Genomic DNA, 18,477 nt, shown 5'->3' with positions numbered 1-18,477 from the left:
GTGGGAACAGCGGACGCCGGCGGCGTTCCTTCGTACTCCCCCCACTGTCACACCGGTGACCGCCGGCGCAATGCCGGTGGGCCAGTTGCCGCAGCGCATCTGGGCGGCACATTAGTTGGGGTCGGGGCGCCCGTCAGTAGGCTGGCGAAGCTCTCACTCGATGGAATGGCGTTGGGCTCCGGGAGGCAACCTTCGGGCCCGATCAGGCGTGACGTCGCGCCGCCTGACCGGGCCGATCGCCGGTTCAGCGGGCGTCGGCGGCCCGCTCCGCGATGTCCGTGCGGTGGTGCGAGCCCGGGAGGGTGATGCGGGAGACCGCCCGGTAGGCCCGCTCACGGGCGGTGGCGAGGTCCGCGCCGGTGGCGGTGACGGAGAGTACCCGGCCGCCCGCGCTGACGATCTCGCCGCCGGCCTCGTCCCGCTTGGTGCCCGCGTGCAGCACGTAGGCCGTGGGCGCGTCCGCCTCCGCGACCTCGTCCAGGCCGCTGATCGGGTCGCCGGTACGTGGGGCGTCCGGATAGTTGTGCGAGGCGATGACGACGGTCACCGCGGCGCCGTCGCTCCAGCGCAGCGGCGGCTCGGCGGCCAGATTGCCGGTGGCGGCGTTGAGCAGGACGCTCGCCAGCGGGGTCTTGAGGCGGGCCAGCACGACCTGGGTCTCCGGGTCGCCGAAGCGCGCGTTGAACTCGATGACCCGCACGCCGCGCGAGGTGATCGCCAGCCCCGCGTAGAGCAGGCCGGAGAAGGGCGTGCCGCGGCGGCGCAGCTCGTCCACGGTCGGCTGGAGCACGGTGGCCAGCACCTCGTCGACCAGCTTGGGGTCGGCCCAGGGCAGCGGGGAGTAGGCGCCCATGCCGCCGGTGTTGGGGCCCTCGTCGCCGTCGTAGGCGCGCTTGAAGTCCTGCGCGGGCTGGAGCGGGAGCACCGTCTCCCCGTCGGTGATCGCGAACAGCGACACCTCGGGCCCGTCCAGGAACTCCTCGATCACCACCCGGTCGCAGGCCAGCGCGTGGGCGCGGGCGGCCTCGAGGTCGCCGGTCACCACGACGCCCTTGCCCGCGGCCAGGCCGTCGTCCTTGACGACGTACGGCGCGCCGAAGGCGTCCAGGGCCTCGTCGATCTCCTCCGGGGTGGTGCAGACGTAGGAGCGGGCGGTGGGGACCCCGGCGGCGGCCATCACGTCCTTGGCGAACGCCTTGGAGCCTTCCAGCTGGGCGGCCTCGGCGGACGGGCCGAAGACCGGGACGCCACGGTCGCGCACCGCGTCCGCGACCCCGGCGACCAGCGGGGCCTCCGGGCCCACGACGACCAGGTCGGCCGCGAGGGAGACGGCGAGGTCGGCGACGGCGGCGCCGTCGAGGACATCGACCGCGTGGCTCCGCGCCAGCTCCGCGGTCCCGGCGTTGCCGGGGGCGCAGTGCAGCTCGGTGACGTCGGGGTCGAGGGAGAGAGCGCGGCACAGGGCGTGTTCGCGGGCGCCGCCGCCGATGACGAGGACCTTCACGGTAGGCACCCTATTGCCTCCCTCCCGCCCGCCCCGTCCTGCCTCCCTCCGCCGCCCCGTCTCGCCTCCCGCCGCCCGCCCTGGTGCCTCCCGCCGCCCGCCCTGGTGCCTCCCGCCGCCCGCCCTGCCTTGCCTCCCGCCGGTGCCCGCCCGGCTTCTCCGTGCCCTCTTTCGAGTGAGGGTGGAAACGTTCCTATATCCGATCGGCCACCACTTACGGGCGGAATTCCACGGCTTGCGGCGGTGAGGCCAACCGTTCGGCGGTAGGAAAGTGGCTCACGTCACGGGAGCACAGGGGACCACAGGACAGCACGACATCGCAGGACCACACGCCATCACAGCAGCAGCACCGCAGCCGCAGCAGGGAGTGCACGGGTGAGCCAGCCGGAGATGCAACCCGAGGGGCCGCCTCGGCCGGGATACGGGAGGAAGCAGAGCGACCTGCTCGGGCGGCCGTTCCCGCTCGGCGACTGGGGAGAGCCCGCGGCGCGCCTGGACGAGCTGTACCAGTGGGTGGAGAGCGGGGCACTTCGGGTGGGCGACTGGTATCTCGCCGACCGCGTGTGGAAGCGCCGCACGGCGTACGGGCTGCGGGCGGGCGCCGGGGCGGGGGCGGTGGTCGGGGCCGCGCTTCCGCTGCTGGATCTCAACGAGGTGCTGGAGGGCGGCACCGGCTGGGGGTGTCTGGCGCTGCTGCTGGCGGTGGCGTGCGTGGCCTGCGACCGGTTCTTCGGGCTGACCTCGGGCTGGATGCGGGACGTGGCGACCGCGCAGGCGGTGTACCGGCGGCTGGAGGCTCTGCAGTTCGACTGGGCGGCGGAGAGCGTGCGGGAGGTGCTGGGGCCGGCGGAGGGCACGGCGAGCGAGGCCGCGGAGCGCTGCCTGGCGATGCTGCGCCGGTTCAACGAGGACGTCTCGGAGCTGGTGCGGACCGAGACGGCGGGGTGGATGGTGGAGTTCCGGTCGGGTTCGGCGCCGCTGCACACCCAGTCGCTGGTGTCCTGGGGATCCCGCCCGGACGGCGGGATCCCCGGCAGCCGCGTCCCGCTGCCGCCCGGCACCCGGCCGAACATGCCGCGGCAGCGGCCGCCGGAGCCGCCGTGCTGACACGGCCGGCCCCGTGCGTGGCCGGCCCGGGTGTGCGTGGTGGGTCGTCGGCCGGAGCCGCCGTGCTGACGGGGCGGATCGCCGGGGAGTGCCGTGGCTCTCAGCTGAAGACGATCATGGAGCCCTGGCTCAGGCTGCGGGTGGCGGCCGCGTGCAGCCCGAGCCACACATGGCGCTCCCGGGCGAACGGACTGTCCTCGTACGGAACCGGGGCCGCCGGTTCCTCCAGGCTGGTCGGGCGCGGCGGAGGCGCGGGAGCGGCCGGCGGGTTGGCGGGGTCGATGCCGATCGCCGGTGCGACGGTGTGCAGTTCGCGCAGCAGACCGTGGCTGGAGCCCAGCGGACCGCCGCCTTCCAGGAGTTCGTCGCTGGAGAGCGGGGTGGGGAAGTCGACGGGGACATAGGCGCCGGCGTGGTCGTAGTGCCACACCAGATGCGACTGCTGGGCGGTGCTCTCGAACATCTCCAGCAACTGCTTGTAGTCGCCGCCGAGTTCGTCGACCGGAGTGACGGCGAGCCCGCAGATCTGGAGCAGATAGGCACGCCGCAGGAAGTGCAGTGCGTCGTAGTCGAAGCCCGCGACCGGGGCGACGTCCCCGGACAGCCCCGGCATGTAGCCGAAGACGGGCACGGGGGGCAGGCCCGCGTCGCCGAGCACCTGGTCGTATGCCGCGATCTCCTCGGCGAAGGGGTTGTCGGGGCTGTGACAGAGCACATCGACGAGGGGGACCAGCCAGAGGTCACATGCCACGCGATCTCACTCTCGTTCCGGAAGGTCGATGGTGCGGCCAGCGTAGTGCTCCGGATACGCCCCGCGAAGTGCCGCGTCAGGCCCGAAATCCAGCCGGTACACGCGGGTCACCGCCCGCCGCGCGCCACCGGTCGGCACAAGTCGGCACCACCTGGGGGACGTCAGCTCTCGACGAGCCGTTCGACGAGCGTGAGCGAGTGCGCGTTGTACGCGGCGATGATGCGCTCCGCCTCCTCGGCGTCGGCGCGGGTCACCGCGTCGGTGAGCGCCCCGTGCTCGGCCCACAGCAGCCCGGTCAGGTCGGGCATCCGGCGCAGGTAGGGGACGGTGAACACCCAGCTCTGCACGCGGACCCGCTGGAGGAAGTCGGAGATGTAGCAGTTGCCGACCAGCCCGATCAGCTCACGCCAGAACCGCAGGTCGTAGCCGATCAGGATGTCCAGGTCGCCGAGGCGGGCGGCACGCTCCGCCTCCTCCGCCCGGCGCCGCACCGAGGCCAGCGCCTCCGGCGTCGCGGCACGCAGCACCTGCTCGGCGGTCGGGGGGCCGCCGGCGGTGCTCTCGGCACCGGGCGGGCGGCGGAAGATGCCCTCGACGATCAGCATCCGGGCCTCGACCATGGCGCGGAAGTCGTCGAGGGTGAACTCATGGACCCGGAAGCCGCGGTGCTCCTCGACGTCCAGCAGTCCCTGGGAGCACAGGTCGATCAGCGCCTCGCGGACCGGGGTCGCCGAGACGCCGTACTGCTCGGCCATCTCCTTCACGGTGAACTGCCGGCCGGCCGGGAGTCTGCCCGCGAGCACCTCGTCGCACAGCGCGTCCGCGATCTGCTGTCGCAGAGTGCTGCGCCTCACCGGGCTGCTGCCGGGCACGGGCATCGGCCACCGACTCCTTAACGACTCACTTTCCGTGGCCGTCGTCGGCTGAATGCACGACGGCCCCCGCCTCACCATAAGCGAGGGCCGCTGCGGCGAATACGGTGTGTGTCCGTCGACGGCCGGGCGGGGTCCGCCCGGCCCGGGCGCCGGGCCCGCGTCGGCGGTCAGGCGGTGTGCGCGTCGGCGGCGGTGAGCGCCTCGTCCAGGATGGCCAGGCCCTCCTTGGCCTCGGCCTCGCTGATGGTGCAGGCCGGCACCACATGGGTGCGGTTCATGTTGACGAACGGCCACAGTCCGCGCTGCTTGCAGGCGGCCGCGAAGTCGGCCATCGGCTTGTTGTCGGCACCGGCGGCGTTGTACGGCACCAGCGGCTCGCGGGTCGTGAAGTCCCGGACCAGGTCCAGGGCCCAGAAGGCGCCCATGCCGCGCACCTCGCCCACCGACGGGTGCCGCTCGGCGATCTCGCGCAGGCCGGGGCCGATCACCCGCTCGCCGATCTCGGCGGCGTTCTCCACGATCCGCTCCTCGGCCATCGCGTTGATGGTGGCCACCGCGGAGGCGCAGGCCAGCGGGTGGCCGGAGTAGGTGAGGCCGCCGGGGTAGGGCCGGGTGTCGAAGGTGGCGGCGATCTCGGCGGAGATCGCGACGCCGCCGAGCGGGACGTAGCCGGAGTTGACGCCCTTGGCGAAGGTCAGCAGGTCGGGGGTGATGTCCCAGTGGTCGGCGGCGAACCAGCGGCCGGTGCGCCCGAAGCCCGACATCACCTCGTCCAGGATGTAGACGATCCCGTACCGGTCGCAGAGCTCCCGGACGCCGGCCAGGTAACCGGGCGGCGGGACCATGATCCCGGCGGTGCCGGGCACGGTCTCCAGGATGATCGCGGCGATGGTCTGCGGGCCCTCGAAGGCGATGGTGTCCTCCAGGTGCCGCAGCGCGCGCTCGCACTCCTGCTCCTGGCTCTCGGAGTGGAACGGCGAGCGGTAGAGGAAAGGCGCCCAGAAGTGGACGACACCGGCCGAGGCGGTGTCCGAGGCCCAGCGGCGCGGGTCGCCGGTGAGGTTGATCGCCGCGGCGGTCGCCCCGTGGTAGGAGCGGTAGGCGGAGAGCACCTTGGGCCGGCCGGTGTGCAGCCGGGCCATCCGCACGGCGTTCTCCACGGCCTCGGCGCCGCCGTTGGTGAAGAAGATCTTGTCGAGGTCACCGGGGGTGCGCTCGGCGATCAGCCGGGCCGCCTCCGACCGCACGTCCACCGCGAAGCCCGGGGCCAGCGTGCACAGCTTCCCGGCCTGCTCCTGGATGGCGGCGACGACCTTGGGGTGCTGGTGCCCGATGTTGGTGTTGACCAGCTGGGAGGAGAAGTCGAGGTAGCGGTTTCCGTCGTAGTCCCAGAAGTACGAGCCCTCGGCGCCCGCGACCGCGAGCGGGTCGATGAGCCCCTGCGCGGACCAGGAGTGGAAGACGTGCGCACGGTCGGCGGCCTTGACGGCGGCGCCGGTGGCGGGGTCGGGGACCTGCGGGGAAACGGTCACGGCAACGCACCTCGATCACGTGTGGACGGTCCATTCAGCGTAAGGAGCGACCCGGGCGCCCCGGCACCGCCAAGGTGTATGGCTTCGGCCACGTCGCCCGGCACCCTGTCGGGCCCCGTGGGCCCGGCTCTGCCGAAGCGGCGGCTATCCTCCCGCGAGGACATCAGGGGGAAGGGACCGCACTCCATGCACAGCCTCGCGCCAGACGATCCGCGCACGCTCGGTTCGTACCGGCTGCTCGGCCGGCTCGGCGCGGGCGGCATGGGCCGGGTCTACCTCGCCCGCTCGGGCCGTGGCCGCACGGTCGCGGTGAAGCTCGTCCATCCGGAACTGGCCAACCAGGAATCGTTCCGGCAGCGGTTCCGCCAGGAGGTGGCGGCGGCGCGCCGGGTGGGCGGCGAGTGGACCGCGCCGGTGCTGGACGCGGACACCGAGGCGGCCATCCCCTGGGTCGCCACCGGCTATATCGCGGGTCCCACCCTGCAGCGTGTCGCACGGGACTTCGGGCCCCTGCCGGAACGTTCCGTCCGGGCGCTCGGCGCGGGCCTCGCCCGGGCCCTGCAGGCGATCCACGCCGCCGGCATCGTGCACCGCGACCTCAAGCCGTCCAATGTCCTGATCACCCTGGACGGCCCCCGGGTCATCGACTTCGGCATCGCCCGCGCGCTGGACTCGGCGACGCTGGACGGCGGGGTCACCCGCACCGGTGCGGCGGTGGGCTCGCCCGGCTTCATGTCGCCCGAGCAGGTCCGCGGCGAGCGGGTCACCGCCGCCAGCGACGTCTTCTGCCTGGGCTCGGTGCTGGCGTACGCGGCCTCCGGCCGGATGCCGTTCGGCGGTGAGAGCAGCGGTGCGCACGCGCTGATGTTCCGCATCGCGGAGGAGGAACCGGACCTCTCCACGGTGCCGGACGCCCTGCGCCCGCTCATCTCCGCCTGCCTCGCCAAGAACCCGGCCGACCGGCCCGGCCCCGAGGACGTCGTGCGGCAGACCGGCGCCCTGGACCTGCTGACCGATCCGCGCGCCGCGGAGTCCTGGCTGCCCGGCGGGCTGGTGACACAGCTGGGGCGGCAGGCCATCCGGCTGCTGGACGCCGAGGACCCGGACGGCGACGGCTACGGGTTCCCACACCCGCCCACGACCGCCACCCCGCCGCCGGCCGCAACCCCGACCGTGGCCGACCACTCGGCGTACGGCCACCCCACGCCCAGCGCCGGGTACGCCCACCCCACGCCCGGCGGCGCGTACGGCCACCCCGCACCGGGCACCGCGCACGCCCATCCCGCGCCCGGCACCCCCGGACGCCCCCGGCGCGGCCGGACCCCGCTGCTCATCGCCGCTCTGCTGCTCGCGGGTCTGGCCGGCGCCGGGGCGGTGGCGGCCTACTACGTGATGCACCAGGACGACACGTCGAGCCTCCGGGCCGACGAGGGCGAGGACGAGGACGAGAACGGCGGAAAGAACGGGGGCGGCAACGGCGACAAGGCACCGGGCCCGACCCCCTCGGGCCCGGGCGCGGTACCTCAGCGCTTCCTGGGCACCTGGGACTCCAACTTCAACAACACCCGGGGCCTGCAGATCCGGCGCATCATCATCAGCCAGGGCAAGACCGGCGCCCCCGTCGCCAAGATCACCGGCGCGGGCACCAACGACAAGGACGGCGTGCCGTACCGCTGCGCCTGGACCGCGACGCTGGCCGCGGCGGGGACGGACACCTCGGCGCTGCGCCTCAACCCCTCGAAGGTGACCGTGGCCGAACCCCCGAGCAAGTGCCAGCCCGGCCGGGCGACCGAACTGACGCTGCTTTCGGACACCACGCTCACCCGCGATTTCCTCGGCTCGGACCAGGAGTCACTCACGTACACCCGGGTGGAGTGAAGCCCTCCGGCACTCCGCGACCACTTCTGACGGAACATCAACCCCGCGCCCCCCGCCGCCCTCTGCCGACCCGTCCTAAACAGACGTTCGACTCGGTCGGATACGGAACCGATAACGGATCGTCCGCGTCGTCCCCATCGCTCCCCGCCGCCTCTATTCTCAGGCGAGGGTTGATCAGGGGAAGGGACGTCAGCGCATGGAAGACCTGGGGGCGGAGGACCCTCGTTTCATCGGCGAGTACCGGCTGCTACGGCGGCTGGGCGCGGGGGGTATGGGCCGGGTCTTCCTGGCGCATTCGGCGCGCGGCCGCACGGTGGCGGTCAAGCTGGTGCAGACGGAACTGGCGCAACAGGCCGAGTTCCGGCGGAGGTTCAAACAGGAGGTCAAGGCCGCGAAACGGGTCGGCGGCGAGTGGACCGCGCCGGTGCTCGACGCGGACACCGAGGCGGCCACCCCGTGGGTGGCCACCGGCTACATCGCCGGCCCCTCGCTGCACGCGGTCATCGCCGAGGGGCGCCGGCCGCTCCCCGAGCGGTCCGTCCGCATCCTGGGCAACGGGCTCACCCGCGCTCTGGAGGACATCCACCGTGCCGGTCTGGTCCACCGCGACCTCAAGCCCTCCAACGTCCTGATCACCATCGACGGCCCCCGGGTCATCGACTTCGGTATCGCCCGCGCCCTGGAGACCATCACCGACGGCATCCTCACGCGCAGCGGCGCGGTCGTCGGCTCGCCCGGCTTCATGTCGCCCGAGCAGGTGCGCGGCGAGCGGGTCACTCCGGCCAGCGACGTCTTCTGCCTCGGCTCGGTGCTCGCCTTCGCGGGCACCGGGCGGCAGCCGTTCGGCACCTCCGACAGCGGTGTGCACGCGGTGATGTACCGCATCGCGCAGGAGGAACCGGACCTGAAGGGCATGCCCGAGGGGCTGCTCCCGCTGGTCCGCGACTGTCTCCGCAAGGACCCGGCCGAGCGGCCCACGCTGGAGCAGCTGCTGGAGCGTACGGCCACGCCGGAGGGTGAGGACGAGGACGCCGGCGAGCCGTGGCTGCCGGGCAGCCTCGTCGCCCAGCTGGGCCGGCACGCGGTGGAGCTGCTGGACGCCGAGTCGCCGGCGAGCCCGTTCGCTCCGGGCATGCCCGCTCCGGGCATGCCCGCCCCGCCCGTCGCCCCGCCGGGCGCGCCCGCGGCCGGCGGGGGCACGGTCCCGCTGCCGCCGACCGTGCCGCCCACGGCGGACGCGACGCCTCCGCCACCGGCCGGGCCCGCGACGCCTCCGCCGCCGTCCACTCCGCCGCCCCCGACGTCGTTCCCGCTGGCCGTCCCCGCGGAGCCGTCGACGCCCCCGCCGCCGTCCGCCCCGCCTGTGCCTGGGGGTGCGCCTGGGGGTGCGCCTGGGGGTGCCCCGGCCGGCCCGCCCGTGCCGCCGTCGGCGCCGCCTGGCGCCGTCCCGGCGGCCCCGGGTGCGGGCGCGGCGGCAGGTGCCCTGGCCGCGGGCGCGGCGGCTCCGGCTGCGGCTGCGGCTGCGGCTGCCCTGGCGCCCCCAACCGGCCCGGCCGCGGCTGCGGGTGGCCCGGCCACCCCGCACGCGGGTGCTCCGGTTGCCCCGCCCGGCCACGCAGCCGCTGCCGCGGGCGCGGCCGCGCCGCACGCGGGTGGCCCGGGCGCGGCCCCTCCGGGTGAGCCGGCTGTCCCACACGGGGCTCCGGGCGCAGGCCCAGCGGCCCAGGCCGCACCGCACGCGGCACCGGCGAGTGCGGGTGGCCCCGCTGGGTCGCACGCCGCTCCGGCCTCGGGCGCGGCGGCCTCCGGTACGGGAGCGGCCGCGCCCCCGCGCGCGGGTGCGCCGGCCACGCCCGCCGCCGAGCCCGCGACTCCGTCGTCGGGTGTCCCGGCCGCCGAGACCGGCAGGGCACGGGCAGCCGAGGCCGCCGCGTCGGCCCCGGGGAGGGGTCCCGCCGCAGCGCCCGCGCCGGGCGCCAAGGTGGATCCGCGAGCGGCGGCCGCGGCCCCCGTCCCCGGGCGCGGCCCGGCGGCGGCGAGCGCCGGCACCGCACCCGCCACGCCATCCTCGCAAGCTCAGGCTCAGGCTCAGCGGCCTGCGCACGGGGCGCAGCAGTCCGTGCCCCAGTCCCAGCGGTCGGCCCCGCAGGCGCAGCACTCCGTACCGGATCCCGCACCGGCCGCCGGGGCCGCGATGCCGTCGGCCGGGGCCACCGGTGAGCCGGCGCCGCCGCCCTCCGGCTTCGGGCCGCCGCAGGTCACCTCGTTCGATCCGAGTCGCACCCCGCCGGGCGGCACCCCGCCGCTGGATGGCGGGCACACCCCGCCCGGCGGCTCTCCCCCGCTGGGCAGCGGCGGAACAGGCGGGTCCGGTGGCCCGGGCGGTCCCGGCGGACCGGGCGAGTCCGGTGGCCCCGGTGGTCCCGGCGGCCCGGGCGGATCGGGCGGCCCGGGCGGATCCGGTGGTCCGGACCCGTCCCCCGGCCGCCGGCGCCGCAAGCGCACGCTCGTCATCGTCGCCGCCGCCGTCGCGACCCTGCTGGTCGCGGGCGTGGCCACCTTCGCGCTGACGCGCGGGGGCGGCGATGACAATGACTCCGAGGCCAAGGACGGCGGCAAGCACAGCTCGCAGCCGAAGAGCAAGTCGCCCACCCCCGGCGACTCCCCGGCCCCCTCCGGCTCGGGGACACCGTCGGACTCGGCGACCAAGCCCGTCACCACCGGAGACGTCCCGGAGGAGTACCTGGGCGCCTGGGAGGGCAAGATCATCGACGGCGACTACGACACCGGCAAGACGCTGCGGATCGTGCTCACCCAGGGCACCATCGGCTCCGAGGTCTCCGAGTCGCTGACCTCCTCCAGCGACGCCTACTGCCAGGCGGCGGGCACGCTCACGTCGGTCAACAGCCTGCTGGTCCTCGAGGAGAACGAGGTCGCCACCAGCGTTCCCTCGGACTCCTGCAGCGCGGTCGGCGAGCAGACCGTGAAGCTGCGCGACGGCTCGCTGGTCTGGACGGACACCGACGGTTCCGCGCAGGCGAAGCTGCGGAAGGCCGACTCCGGTGACGAGGCCATCCCCGCCACCTATCTGGGCACCTGGCAGGCCACCGACGCGTTCGGGGTGGAGAACGCCACGTACGAGGTGACCATCAAGCAGGGCGCCTTCGGCGCCCCGGTCGCCACCACCGTCTGGAAGAGCGACCGCACCGAGTGCGAGGGCACCATGCGGTTGGTCTCGGTCGACGGCGGACTGGTGCTGAGCACCGAGGAGATCACCAAGTCGGTGCCGGCGGACCAGTGCTCGGCCGTTGACTCGTACACCTACACCGCCGACGGTGAGAACAAGCTCCGTATCGAGTACGACACGGACGACAGCGACGAGCCGCAGCCGATGACCTTCACCCGTCTCGACTGACGACGGACGACTGACGACTCCGGGGAAGCACGAAGGGGCCGCGCCACCACAGGTGGCGCGGCCCCCTTCGCGTTCAGCGCGCTCCGGGACGAGTGCGCTCAGGACGAGTGCGCTCAGGGCATCAGATGAACGAGTTGATCTCGATCGTCTCGTCGCGGCCCGGGCCGACGCCGATCGCGGAGATCGGCGCGCCGGACATCTCCTCCAGCGCCTTCACGTACGCCTGGGCGTTCTTCGGCAGCTCGGCGAAGGTCTTCGCCTTGCTGATGTCCTCGGACCAGCCGGGCAGCATCTCGTAGATCGGCTTGGCGTGGTGGAAGTCGGTCTGGCTGTACGGCAGCTCGTCGACCCGCTTGCCGTCGATCTCGTAGGCCACGCAGACCGGGATCTGCTCCCAGCCGGTGAGCACGTCCAGCTTGGTGAGGAAGAAGTCGGTGAGGCCGTTGACCCGGGTCGCGTAGCGCGCGATGACCGCGTCGAACCAGCCGCAGCGCCGGTCACGGCCGGTGGTCACACCGCGCTCGTGGCCGATGGTGCGCAGCTTCTCGCCGTCCTCGTCGAACAGCTCGGTCGGGAACGGGCCCGCGCCGACGCGGGTGGTGTACGCCTTGAGGATGCCGATGACCCGGTTGATCTTCGTCGGTCCCACGCCCGCGCCGGTGCAGGCGCCACCCGAGGTCGGGTTGGAGGAGGTGACGAAGGGGTACGTGCCGTGGTCGACGTCGAGCAGGGTGCCCTGGCCGCCCTCGAAGAGGACGACCTTGCCCTCGTCGATGGCGTTGTTCAGCACCAGCGTGGTGTCGCAGACGAAGCCGCGCAGCTTGTCCGCGTAGCCCAGCAGCTCCTCGACGACCTGGTCGGTGGCGATGCCGCGCCGGTTGTAGAGCTTGGCCAGGATCTGGTTTTTGAAATCGAGAGCCGCCTCCACCTTCTGCCGGAGGATCGACTCGTCGAAGATGTCCTGGACGCGGATGCCGACTCGGTTGATCTTGTCGGCGTACGTCGGGCCGATGCCGCGCCCGGTGGTGCCGATCTTCCGCTTGCCGAGGAAGCGTTCCGTCACCTTGTCGATAGTCGTGTGGTACGGCGTGATCAGGTGCGCGTTACCGCTGAGCAGCAGCTTGGACGTGTCGACGCCGCGCTCGTTCAGCCCGCTCAGCTCGGAGAGCAGGACCGCCGGGTCGACGACGACGCCGTTGCCGATGACCGGGGTGCACCCCGGCGAGAGGATTCCGGAAGGGAGGAGGTGGAGCGCGTACTTCTGATCACCGACGACGACGGTGTGGCCGGCGTTGTTGCCACCCTGGTAGCGCACCACATAGTCCACGGAGCCACCGAGCAGGTCAGTGGCCTTTCCCTTGCCCTCATCACCCCACTGAGCACCGAGCAGCACAAGTGCGGGCACAGGCGTACACCCCTTCCGGGCGGGGCATGTCCAACGTGCGTGGTGGCGCCTGGCGCCACAAGAGCCGTCGAACCGGTGCCCCGGATAGACGAAGCCCCTGGCGCAACAGCGACAGGGGCTCTTGCACCGAGAGATTACCTGAGGAAGGACCGAGGTGTCGGCTCCAGACCCCGCCGGAGACTTTCCCCCGGACGCCCGGGGATGCCCGCTGCTTGTGATCATCGACCCGGCCGCGCGGCGCGCGGACGGCGAGTCCGTACGCATTGCCCGGGATGTGCTGTGCGCCCGGGCGGAGGCGAAGATCTGCCTCCCGGACGGGCCGGAGGAGGTCGCGCGGGCACTGGCCCGCCGGGGTGGACGGCGACCGGTGATCGTCGGGGACGACCGGGCGTTGTTGCAGGTCGTGCGGTTGCTCCACCAGAGCCGGGAGCTGGCCGAGGCGACGCTGTCGGTGGTCCCGGTGGGCACGGCGGCGCGGGTCGGGCTGACCCGCTCGCTGGGGGTGCCGCCGGGCCCGGTGGCCGCCGCCCGCGCGGTGCTGGACGGGTGTGAGCGACGGCTCGATCTGCTGCTGGACGACAGCGGCGGAGTGGTGCTGGGCGGGCTGAGAATTCCTTGCGGAAACGGGTCGGGCACCGGGTCCGGCAGGGCCTTCGACCACCCGAACGGCCGCGGCGTGCCGCTGGCGCGCGTGCCGCAGCAGGCCAGGCCGCACCCCTGGTGGACCCCGGCCGCCCGCACCGCCCGCTCGGCGCTGTCGCTGCTCGCCCGGCCCGTCCCGGGCCTCGGTGGCGGGGCCGCCCGCCGCCGGGAGCAGCCGCTCGCCCACCGGTTGCGGATCGAGGCGGACGGGGTGCTGCTGGCGGACCTGGATCAGCCGGTGCACCGGGTCGCTGTGACCACGCCCGGGTCCGGCCTGGCCGAGGTCCTGGTGCACGCGGCGGGCGCGGATGCTCCGGCACGGGCCCGCGCCCGAGCGATCACGGTCTCCGGCCCCGACTTCCGCTACCGCGCCGACGCCCTCGTCGGCGGCCCGGTCCGTACCCGCACCTGGACGGTGCTCGGCGAGGCGTGGCGGCTCCTGCTCCCCGCGTGACGCAGCACCGCGCCGCTTCCGCCGCCGGCACACGGGTCACCGACGTTGTCACCGCCGGCTGAGGCTGAGGCGTCACCGGTGGCTCAGGGGGTCACCGCGTGGCGAAAAACCCAGCCGCTGTCCACACCCTGTGGACAAAGCGTTCGAGCCGGCGCGAGGGCGGCTCAGACCTCGACGAGCAGTTGCTTGAGGCCCCGGATGACGTACCCCGGATTCCACTCCGGCTCGCCGACCAGCCGCAGGTCCGGCGCCCGGCGCAGCAGCGTGCCGAAGGAGGCGGCGAGTTCGATGCGGGCGAGCGGCGCGCCCAGGCAGTAGTGGATGCCCGCGCCGAAGGTGAGGTGCGGATTGTCCGCGCGGGACAGGTCCAGCTCGTCGGGGCGGTCGAAACGGGCCGGGTCGCGGTTGGCCGAGCCGAAGAGCAGCGCCACCTCGCTGCCGCGCGGGATGACCGTGCCGTGCACCTCGATGTCGTCCAGCACCCAGCGCTCGAAGAGCTGGAGCGGGGTGTCGAAGCGCAGCAGCTCCTCGATGGCGGACGGCAGCAGCGTCTCCCGCTCGGCGCGGAGCCTGGCCAGCTGCTCGGGGTGGCGGAACAGCGTCCACCAGCCGTTCCCCGTGCTGTTGACGGTCGCCTCGTGGCCGGCGTTCAGCAGCAGCACGCAGGTCGAGATCATCTCCTGCTCGGAGAGCCGGTCCCCGCCGTCGTGGGCCGCGATCAGCGCGCTGATCAGGTCCTCACCGGGGGCGCTGCGACGGGCCGTGATCAGCTCGCGCAGGTACGCCGAGAACTCGATCGAGGCGCGCACCGCGCGCTGTGCCGCCTCCTCGCCGGGATTCAGCTCGAACATCCCGCAGATATCCGCCGACCAGGGGCGCAGCAGGTGCCGGTCGGCGGCCGGGATGCCCAGCATCTCCGCGATCACGGCGACCGGCAGCGGCTCGGCGACGGCCGCGATCAGGTCGCCGCCGCCCTCCGCGAGCAGGCCGTCCACCAGCTCCTCTGCCATCCGCTGGACGGTGGGCGCGAGACGCTCGACGGTGCGGGGGGTGAACGCCTTGGAGACGAGCCGGCGGATACGGGTGTGGTCGGGCGGCTCCAGGTCCAGCAGGCCGTTGTCGTTGAGCGTGTGGAAGGGGGCGTACGCGGCGGGGGGTGCGGTGCGGCCGAACTCCTCGTCGGTGAAGCGGTGCCGGTAGGTACGGCCCAGGCGGCGGTCGCGCAGCAGGGCGCTCACGTCCGCGTGATGGGGGATCAGCCACTGGTCGGTCGGGGCGAAGTGGTACACCCGGCCGTGGTCGCGCAGTTCGGTGTAGGAGGGGTAGGGGTCCGCGACGAAGGATTTGTTCCAGGGGTCGAAGGGGATCGCTGGGCTCATGGGTGGTGAGGGTAGCCGCGGGGGTGGGGCGCCGGCCGGTGATCGCGCCTGCGCCGAGCATGTCCCCAGGTCAGGCGAGGGCGTCGAGCAGCCGGTGGAAGGACGGGGTGCCGGGGGTGAAAGGGGCGAAGTGGCCGACGCCGGGCAGCTCGTGCAGGACGGGGCGGGTGGCACCGTCCTCGGCTTCCCGGGCCGCGGCGGCGACGTAGCGGCGGGAGAGTTCGAGCGGCACGTCCGGGTCGGCGGTGCCGTGCAGGATGGTGACCGGCGCACGGGCGGGCAGCATCCGCACCGGGTCCGTCAGCGGCAGCAGCTCGGCCACCCGGTCCGGGCCGCCGAGCAGCTCCGCCACCGCGCCGTTGCTCAGGCCGAGTCGATGCGCGTGAGCGAGGTCCGCGACCGGTGCGACGGCGACGACGCGGAGCTCCGGCTCGGCGGCGGCCGTCCACAGCGCGAGGTGTCCGCCCGCGGAGTGGCCGACCACGACCAGCGGGCGGCCCGCGGCCAGCGGATGGTGCCGGACGGCGCCCCGCACCGCGTCCACGTCGTCGAACGTCTCCGGCCAGCCCCCCGCCCCGCCGACCCGCCGGTACTCGGCGAGGGCGACCGGCAGGCCGCGCCGGGCCAGCTCGGCGGCGCAGGGGGTGAGGTACGAGCGGTCGTACGCCTGCCGCCAGAAGCCGCCGTGCAGGAGCAGCACGAGCGGGGCGCGGTCGTCCTCCGCCGCGCCGGACGGGTGGTAGAGGTCGACGATCTGGTCCGGGTGGTCACCGTAGGCGACGGTCTCGTCAGCGGACACGGACGCGAGCCCGAAGATGGCGTCCTCCTCGGCCACGGCCGCCCTGCCGGACGACCCGCCGCCGGGAGCAGCCGCCGCCCCGGCGGCGGCCGGGGCCGTGGCGCCGGCGACGGGGGCGCTGGCCCGGGCGCCAGGGGCCGAGCCACCAGCCACCGGGGCCGTCGGGTCAGCGGCCGTCGCACCAGCCACCGGAGCCGGGGTACCGGCGGCCGGGGCCGGGGCGCCGACGGGCGGCCCGTCGGCCGCGGGGCCGCGGCTCGCGGGGCCGCCACCCGCCGCAGCGGCCCCCGCAGGGCCGCCGCCCGCGGGCTCGCGTCCAGTGGTCACGGCTGCGGCACCTCCTCACGCCCGCTCGCGTCCGGCAGGTCGTGGAGGACCTCCGCGAGGACGCGTGCCGCGCGCTCCGCGTCGGCGAAGCTCGTGTAGAGCGGGGTGAAGCCGAAGCGCAGCACGTCGGGGCGGCGGAAGTCGCCGACGACGCCGCGGCGGATCAGCTCGTTCATCACCGACCCCGCCTCCGGGCAGCGCAGCGACACCTGGCTGCCGCGCTCCTCATGCGCCGCCGGGGTCACCGACGCCACGCGGTCCGGCGGGAGGTACCTGTCGACGCAGCGCAGGAAGAAGTCGGTCAGGGCCAGACTCTTTCCGCGCACCGCCTCGATCCCGACGCCCTCCCAGGCGTCGAGCGCGGCCTCCAGGGCGAGCATGGAGAGGATGTCCGGCGTGCCGACCCGGCCGCGCAGGGCGCCGTCGGCGGCGGCGTACTCCGACTCCATGCCGAAGGGGTCGGCGTGCGAGTTCCAGCCGGGCAGCGGGGAGTCGAAGCGCGGCTGGAGGTCGCGGCGCACGTACAGGTAGGCCGGCGAACCAGGCCCGCCGTTGAGGTACTTGTACGTGCAGCCGACCGCCAGGTCGACGCCGTGCGCGTCGACGCCGACCGGCAGCGCGCCCGCGCTGTGGCACAGGTCCCAGACGACGAGCGCCCCGGCCGCGTGCACGGCGGCGGTGATGCCGGGCAGGTCGTGGAGGCGTCCCGTCCGGTAGTCGACGTGGTTGACCAGCGCCATGGCGGTGCGCGGTCCGGCGGCGGCCGCGATCTCACCGGGTGGCAGGGGGCGCAGCGTGCAGCCGGTCAGCCGGGCGGCCGATTCCGCGATGTACCCGTCGGTGGGGAAGGTCGTGCCGTCGACCAGGATCTCGTCCCGGACCGGGGCACGGTCACCGTCACCGCGACCGTGGCCGGTCCGCGCCGGGCCGGCCGGGGCGTCGGCGCCGCCGCCCTGGGCGATGCGGACCGCCGCGACGACCGCCTTGAAGACGTTCACGCTGGTGGAGTCACCCACGACGACCTGGCCGGGGGCGGCCCCGATCAGGTGGCCGACGCGGTCGCCGATCCGCTCCGGCGCCGTCCACCAGCCGCTCTCCTCCCAGGAGCGGATACGCAGCCGGCCCCACTCATGGCCGATCACCTCGGCCAGCCGCGGCGGGACGGCGCGGGGCAGGGCGCCCAGGGAGTTGCCGTCGAGGTAGACGGTGCCGTCGTCGAGGTCGAAGCGGTCCCTGATCGGGGCGAGTTCGTCCTTCTCGTCGAGGCGGGCCGCCTCCGCTGCCAGCGCCCCGGCTCCGGACGCCACCTGGTGCGTGTGCTGCCGCGAGGGCGTCTGCTCAGACATGGCTGCGCGCCGTCCACAGCTCGGGGAAGACGTTCTTCGCGGCGCGCTTCTCCAGCCAGGCCACGCCGGCCGAACCGCCGGTGCCCGTCTTCGCGCCCATCGCGCGCCGGGTGGCGACCAGGTGGTCGTTGCGCCAGCGCCAGACCAGCTCGGCGACCTCGGTGAGCGCCTCGCCCAGGCGGGTCAGCTCGTTCTCGCCCGCCCCGCCGTCGGCGTAGATCCGCGACCAGACGGCCTCGACCTCCGGCACCGGCTCGTACCGCTGGGTGGGGTCGCGGTCCAGCACGGACGCGGGGACGGCGCAGCCGCGCCGGGCGAGGTAGGCCAGCACCTCGTCGTAGAGGCTGGGTTCGGTCAGCGCCTTCTCCAGCTCGGCGTGGACGCGCGGCGCGCCCCGGTGCGGCACGAGCATGGACGCGGACTTCTCACCGAGCAGGAACTCCATCCGCCGGTACATCGCGGACTGGAAGCCGGACCCCTCGCCGAGCGCCGAGCGGTAGGCGTTGAACTGGCCGGGGGTGAGGTGCGCGAGCGGCTTCCACGAGCTGTTGAGCGATTCCAGCTCGTAGGCCGAGCGGCGCAGCGCGGCCATCGCGGTCGTCAGGTCGTCCTCGCGCAGGGCCCGGGCGGCGGTCTGCCACTCGTGCACGATGACGGTGAACCACAACTCCATGACCTGCGTGGTCACGAGGAAGACCATCTCGCCGGGGTCGTCGGACAGCGGGTGCTGGAGGTGGGTGAGGACGTCTGCCTGGACGTAGTCCTCGTAGGGCGTGGTGCCCTGGAAGTCGAGATTCGGGGTCTCCGGCCCGTTTCCGGACGCCGTCCGGGTAGAGGGCTGGGCATCGTACGCATCGTGATGTTGTGACATCACTGTCTCCTAGAACTGCGTGCTCCCGGGTAGCGGTCCGCTCCTTCCTCTCGGTCTCGGAGCCCCGGTCCCCTCTCGGGCCCCGGGTTCGACCCGGGCCCTGTGCGCATCATGCGTGGCGAACGTGCGTACGGCAAGGGCCCGCCTGGGCGATATTCGTACAGGCGGGCCCAGAAATCGGACGGTGAGTGG

At 73.9% G+C, this 18,477-nt stretch carries 12 protein-coding genes and 1 pseudogene; 4 read left to right on the top strand and 9 right to left on the bottom strand.

Annotation, left to right across the window (positions count from 1 at the left end):
- Window positions 1-244 precede the first annotated feature (244 nt).
- On the bottom strand, window positions 245-1,504 hold the full coding sequence (purD, locus tag AC4BDD_RS15590) for a phosphoribosylamine--glycine ligase (protein ID WP_490691789.1): 1,260 nt from the start codon (window positions 1,502-1,504) through the stop codon (window positions 245-247).
- A 375-nt stretch (window positions 1,505-1,879) separates the two neighbouring features.
- On the opposite strand from purD, the gene AC4BDD_RS15585 reads away from it, so the two are divergent.
- Window positions 1,880-2,611 (top strand): SLATT domain-containing protein, encoded by a 732-nt coding sequence (locus AC4BDD_RS15585; protein ID WP_490691610.1) that lies wholly within the window; start codon window positions 1,880-1,882, stop codon window positions 2,609-2,611.
- A gap of 100 nt (window positions 2,612-2,711) precedes the next feature.
- On the opposite strand, the gene AC4BDD_RS15580 is transcribed toward AC4BDD_RS15585, so the two are convergent.
- The 3 genes from AC4BDD_RS15580 to AC4BDD_RS15570 form a co-directional block, all read right to left on the bottom strand.
- On the bottom strand, window positions 2,712-3,362 hold the full coding sequence (locus AC4BDD_RS15580; RefSeq protein ID WP_490691609.1) for a putative DNA-mimic protein: 651 nt from the start codon (window positions 3,360-3,362) through the stop codon (window positions 2,712-2,714).
- A 161-nt stretch (window positions 3,363-3,523) separates the two neighbouring features.
- Window positions 3,524-4,240: a GntR family transcriptional regulator gene (locus AC4BDD_RS15575; protein WP_490691608.1), complete on the bottom strand. Its 717-nt coding sequence runs from the start codon at window positions 4,238-4,240 to the stop codon at window positions 3,524-3,526.
- Window positions 4,241-4,404: 164 nt separating this feature from the next.
- Window positions 4,405-5,769, bottom strand: coding sequence for an aspartate aminotransferase family protein (locus AC4BDD_RS15570; RefSeq protein ID WP_490691607.1), 1,365 nt, complete (start codon window positions 5,767-5,769; stop codon window positions 4,405-4,407).
- A gap of 186 nt (window positions 5,770-5,955) precedes the next feature.
- On the opposite strand from AC4BDD_RS15570, the gene AC4BDD_RS15565 reads away from it, so the two are divergent.
- Both AC4BDD_RS15565 and AC4BDD_RS15560 read left to right on the top strand, forming a co-directional pair.
- Window positions 5,956-7,647, top strand: a complete 1,692-nt coding sequence (locus AC4BDD_RS15565; protein WP_490691606.1) for a serine/threonine-protein kinase — start codon at window positions 5,956-5,958, stop codon at window positions 7,645-7,647.
- Between the two features lie 196 nt (window positions 7,648-7,843).
- A pseudogene (locus tag AC4BDD_RS15560) lies at window positions 7,844-8,986 on the top strand (serine/threonine-protein kinase); the annotation flags it as partial.
- Between the two features lie 2,197 nt (window positions 8,987-11,183).
- On the opposite strand, the gene AC4BDD_RS15555 reads toward AC4BDD_RS15560, so the two are convergent.
- Window positions 11,184-12,467: an adenylosuccinate synthase gene (locus AC4BDD_RS15555; RefSeq protein ID WP_490691605.1), complete on the bottom strand. Its 1,284-nt coding sequence runs from the start codon at window positions 12,465-12,467 to the stop codon at window positions 11,184-11,186.
- A gap of 154 nt (window positions 12,468-12,621) precedes the next feature.
- Here AC4BDD_RS15555 and AC4BDD_RS15550 point away from each other — a divergent pair, with 154 nt between their 5' ends.
- Window positions 12,622-13,563, top strand: coding sequence for a diacylglycerol kinase family protein (locus AC4BDD_RS15550; RefSeq protein ID WP_490691604.1), 942 nt, complete (start codon window positions 12,622-12,624; stop codon window positions 13,561-13,563).
- A 164-nt stretch (window positions 13,564-13,727) separates the two neighbouring features.
- On the opposite strand, the gene AC4BDD_RS15545 is transcribed toward AC4BDD_RS15550, so the two are convergent.
- The 4 genes from AC4BDD_RS15545 to AC4BDD_RS15530 form a co-directional block, all read right to left on the bottom strand.
- Window positions 13,728-14,942, bottom strand: coding sequence for a cytochrome P450 (locus AC4BDD_RS15545; RefSeq protein ID WP_490691603.1), 1,215 nt, complete (start codon window positions 14,940-14,942; stop codon window positions 13,728-13,730).
- 70 nt (window positions 14,943-15,012) lie between these two features.
- Complete coding sequence (locus AC4BDD_RS15540; protein WP_490691602.1) at window positions 15,013-16,068, bottom strand: alpha/beta hydrolase family protein; 1,056 nt, start codon at window positions 16,066-16,068, stop codon at window positions 15,013-15,015.
- Window positions 16,065-17,414 carry a kynureninase gene (gene kynU, locus AC4BDD_RS15535; protein ID WP_490691601.1) on the bottom strand — a complete coding sequence of 450 codons (1,350 nt, stop codon included), beginning with the start codon at window positions 17,412-17,414 and terminating at the stop codon, window positions 16,065-16,067. Before kynU ends, AC4BDD_RS15540 begins: the two co-directional genes overlap by 4 nt.
- Window positions 17,407-18,285 (bottom strand): tryptophan 2,3-dioxygenase family protein, encoded by an 879-nt coding sequence (locus tag AC4BDD_RS15530; protein ID WP_490691600.1) that lies wholly within the window; start codon window positions 18,283-18,285, stop codon window positions 17,407-17,409. The genes kynU and AC4BDD_RS15530 overlap by 8 nt, the downstream gene beginning before the upstream one ends.
- Between the last annotated feature and the right edge of the window lie 192 nt (window positions 18,286-18,477).

It is taken from the genome of Streptomyces sp. JLBT605 (genome assembly GCF_058215555.1).
This window is presented reverse-complemented; position numbering and strand designations above follow the sequence as displayed.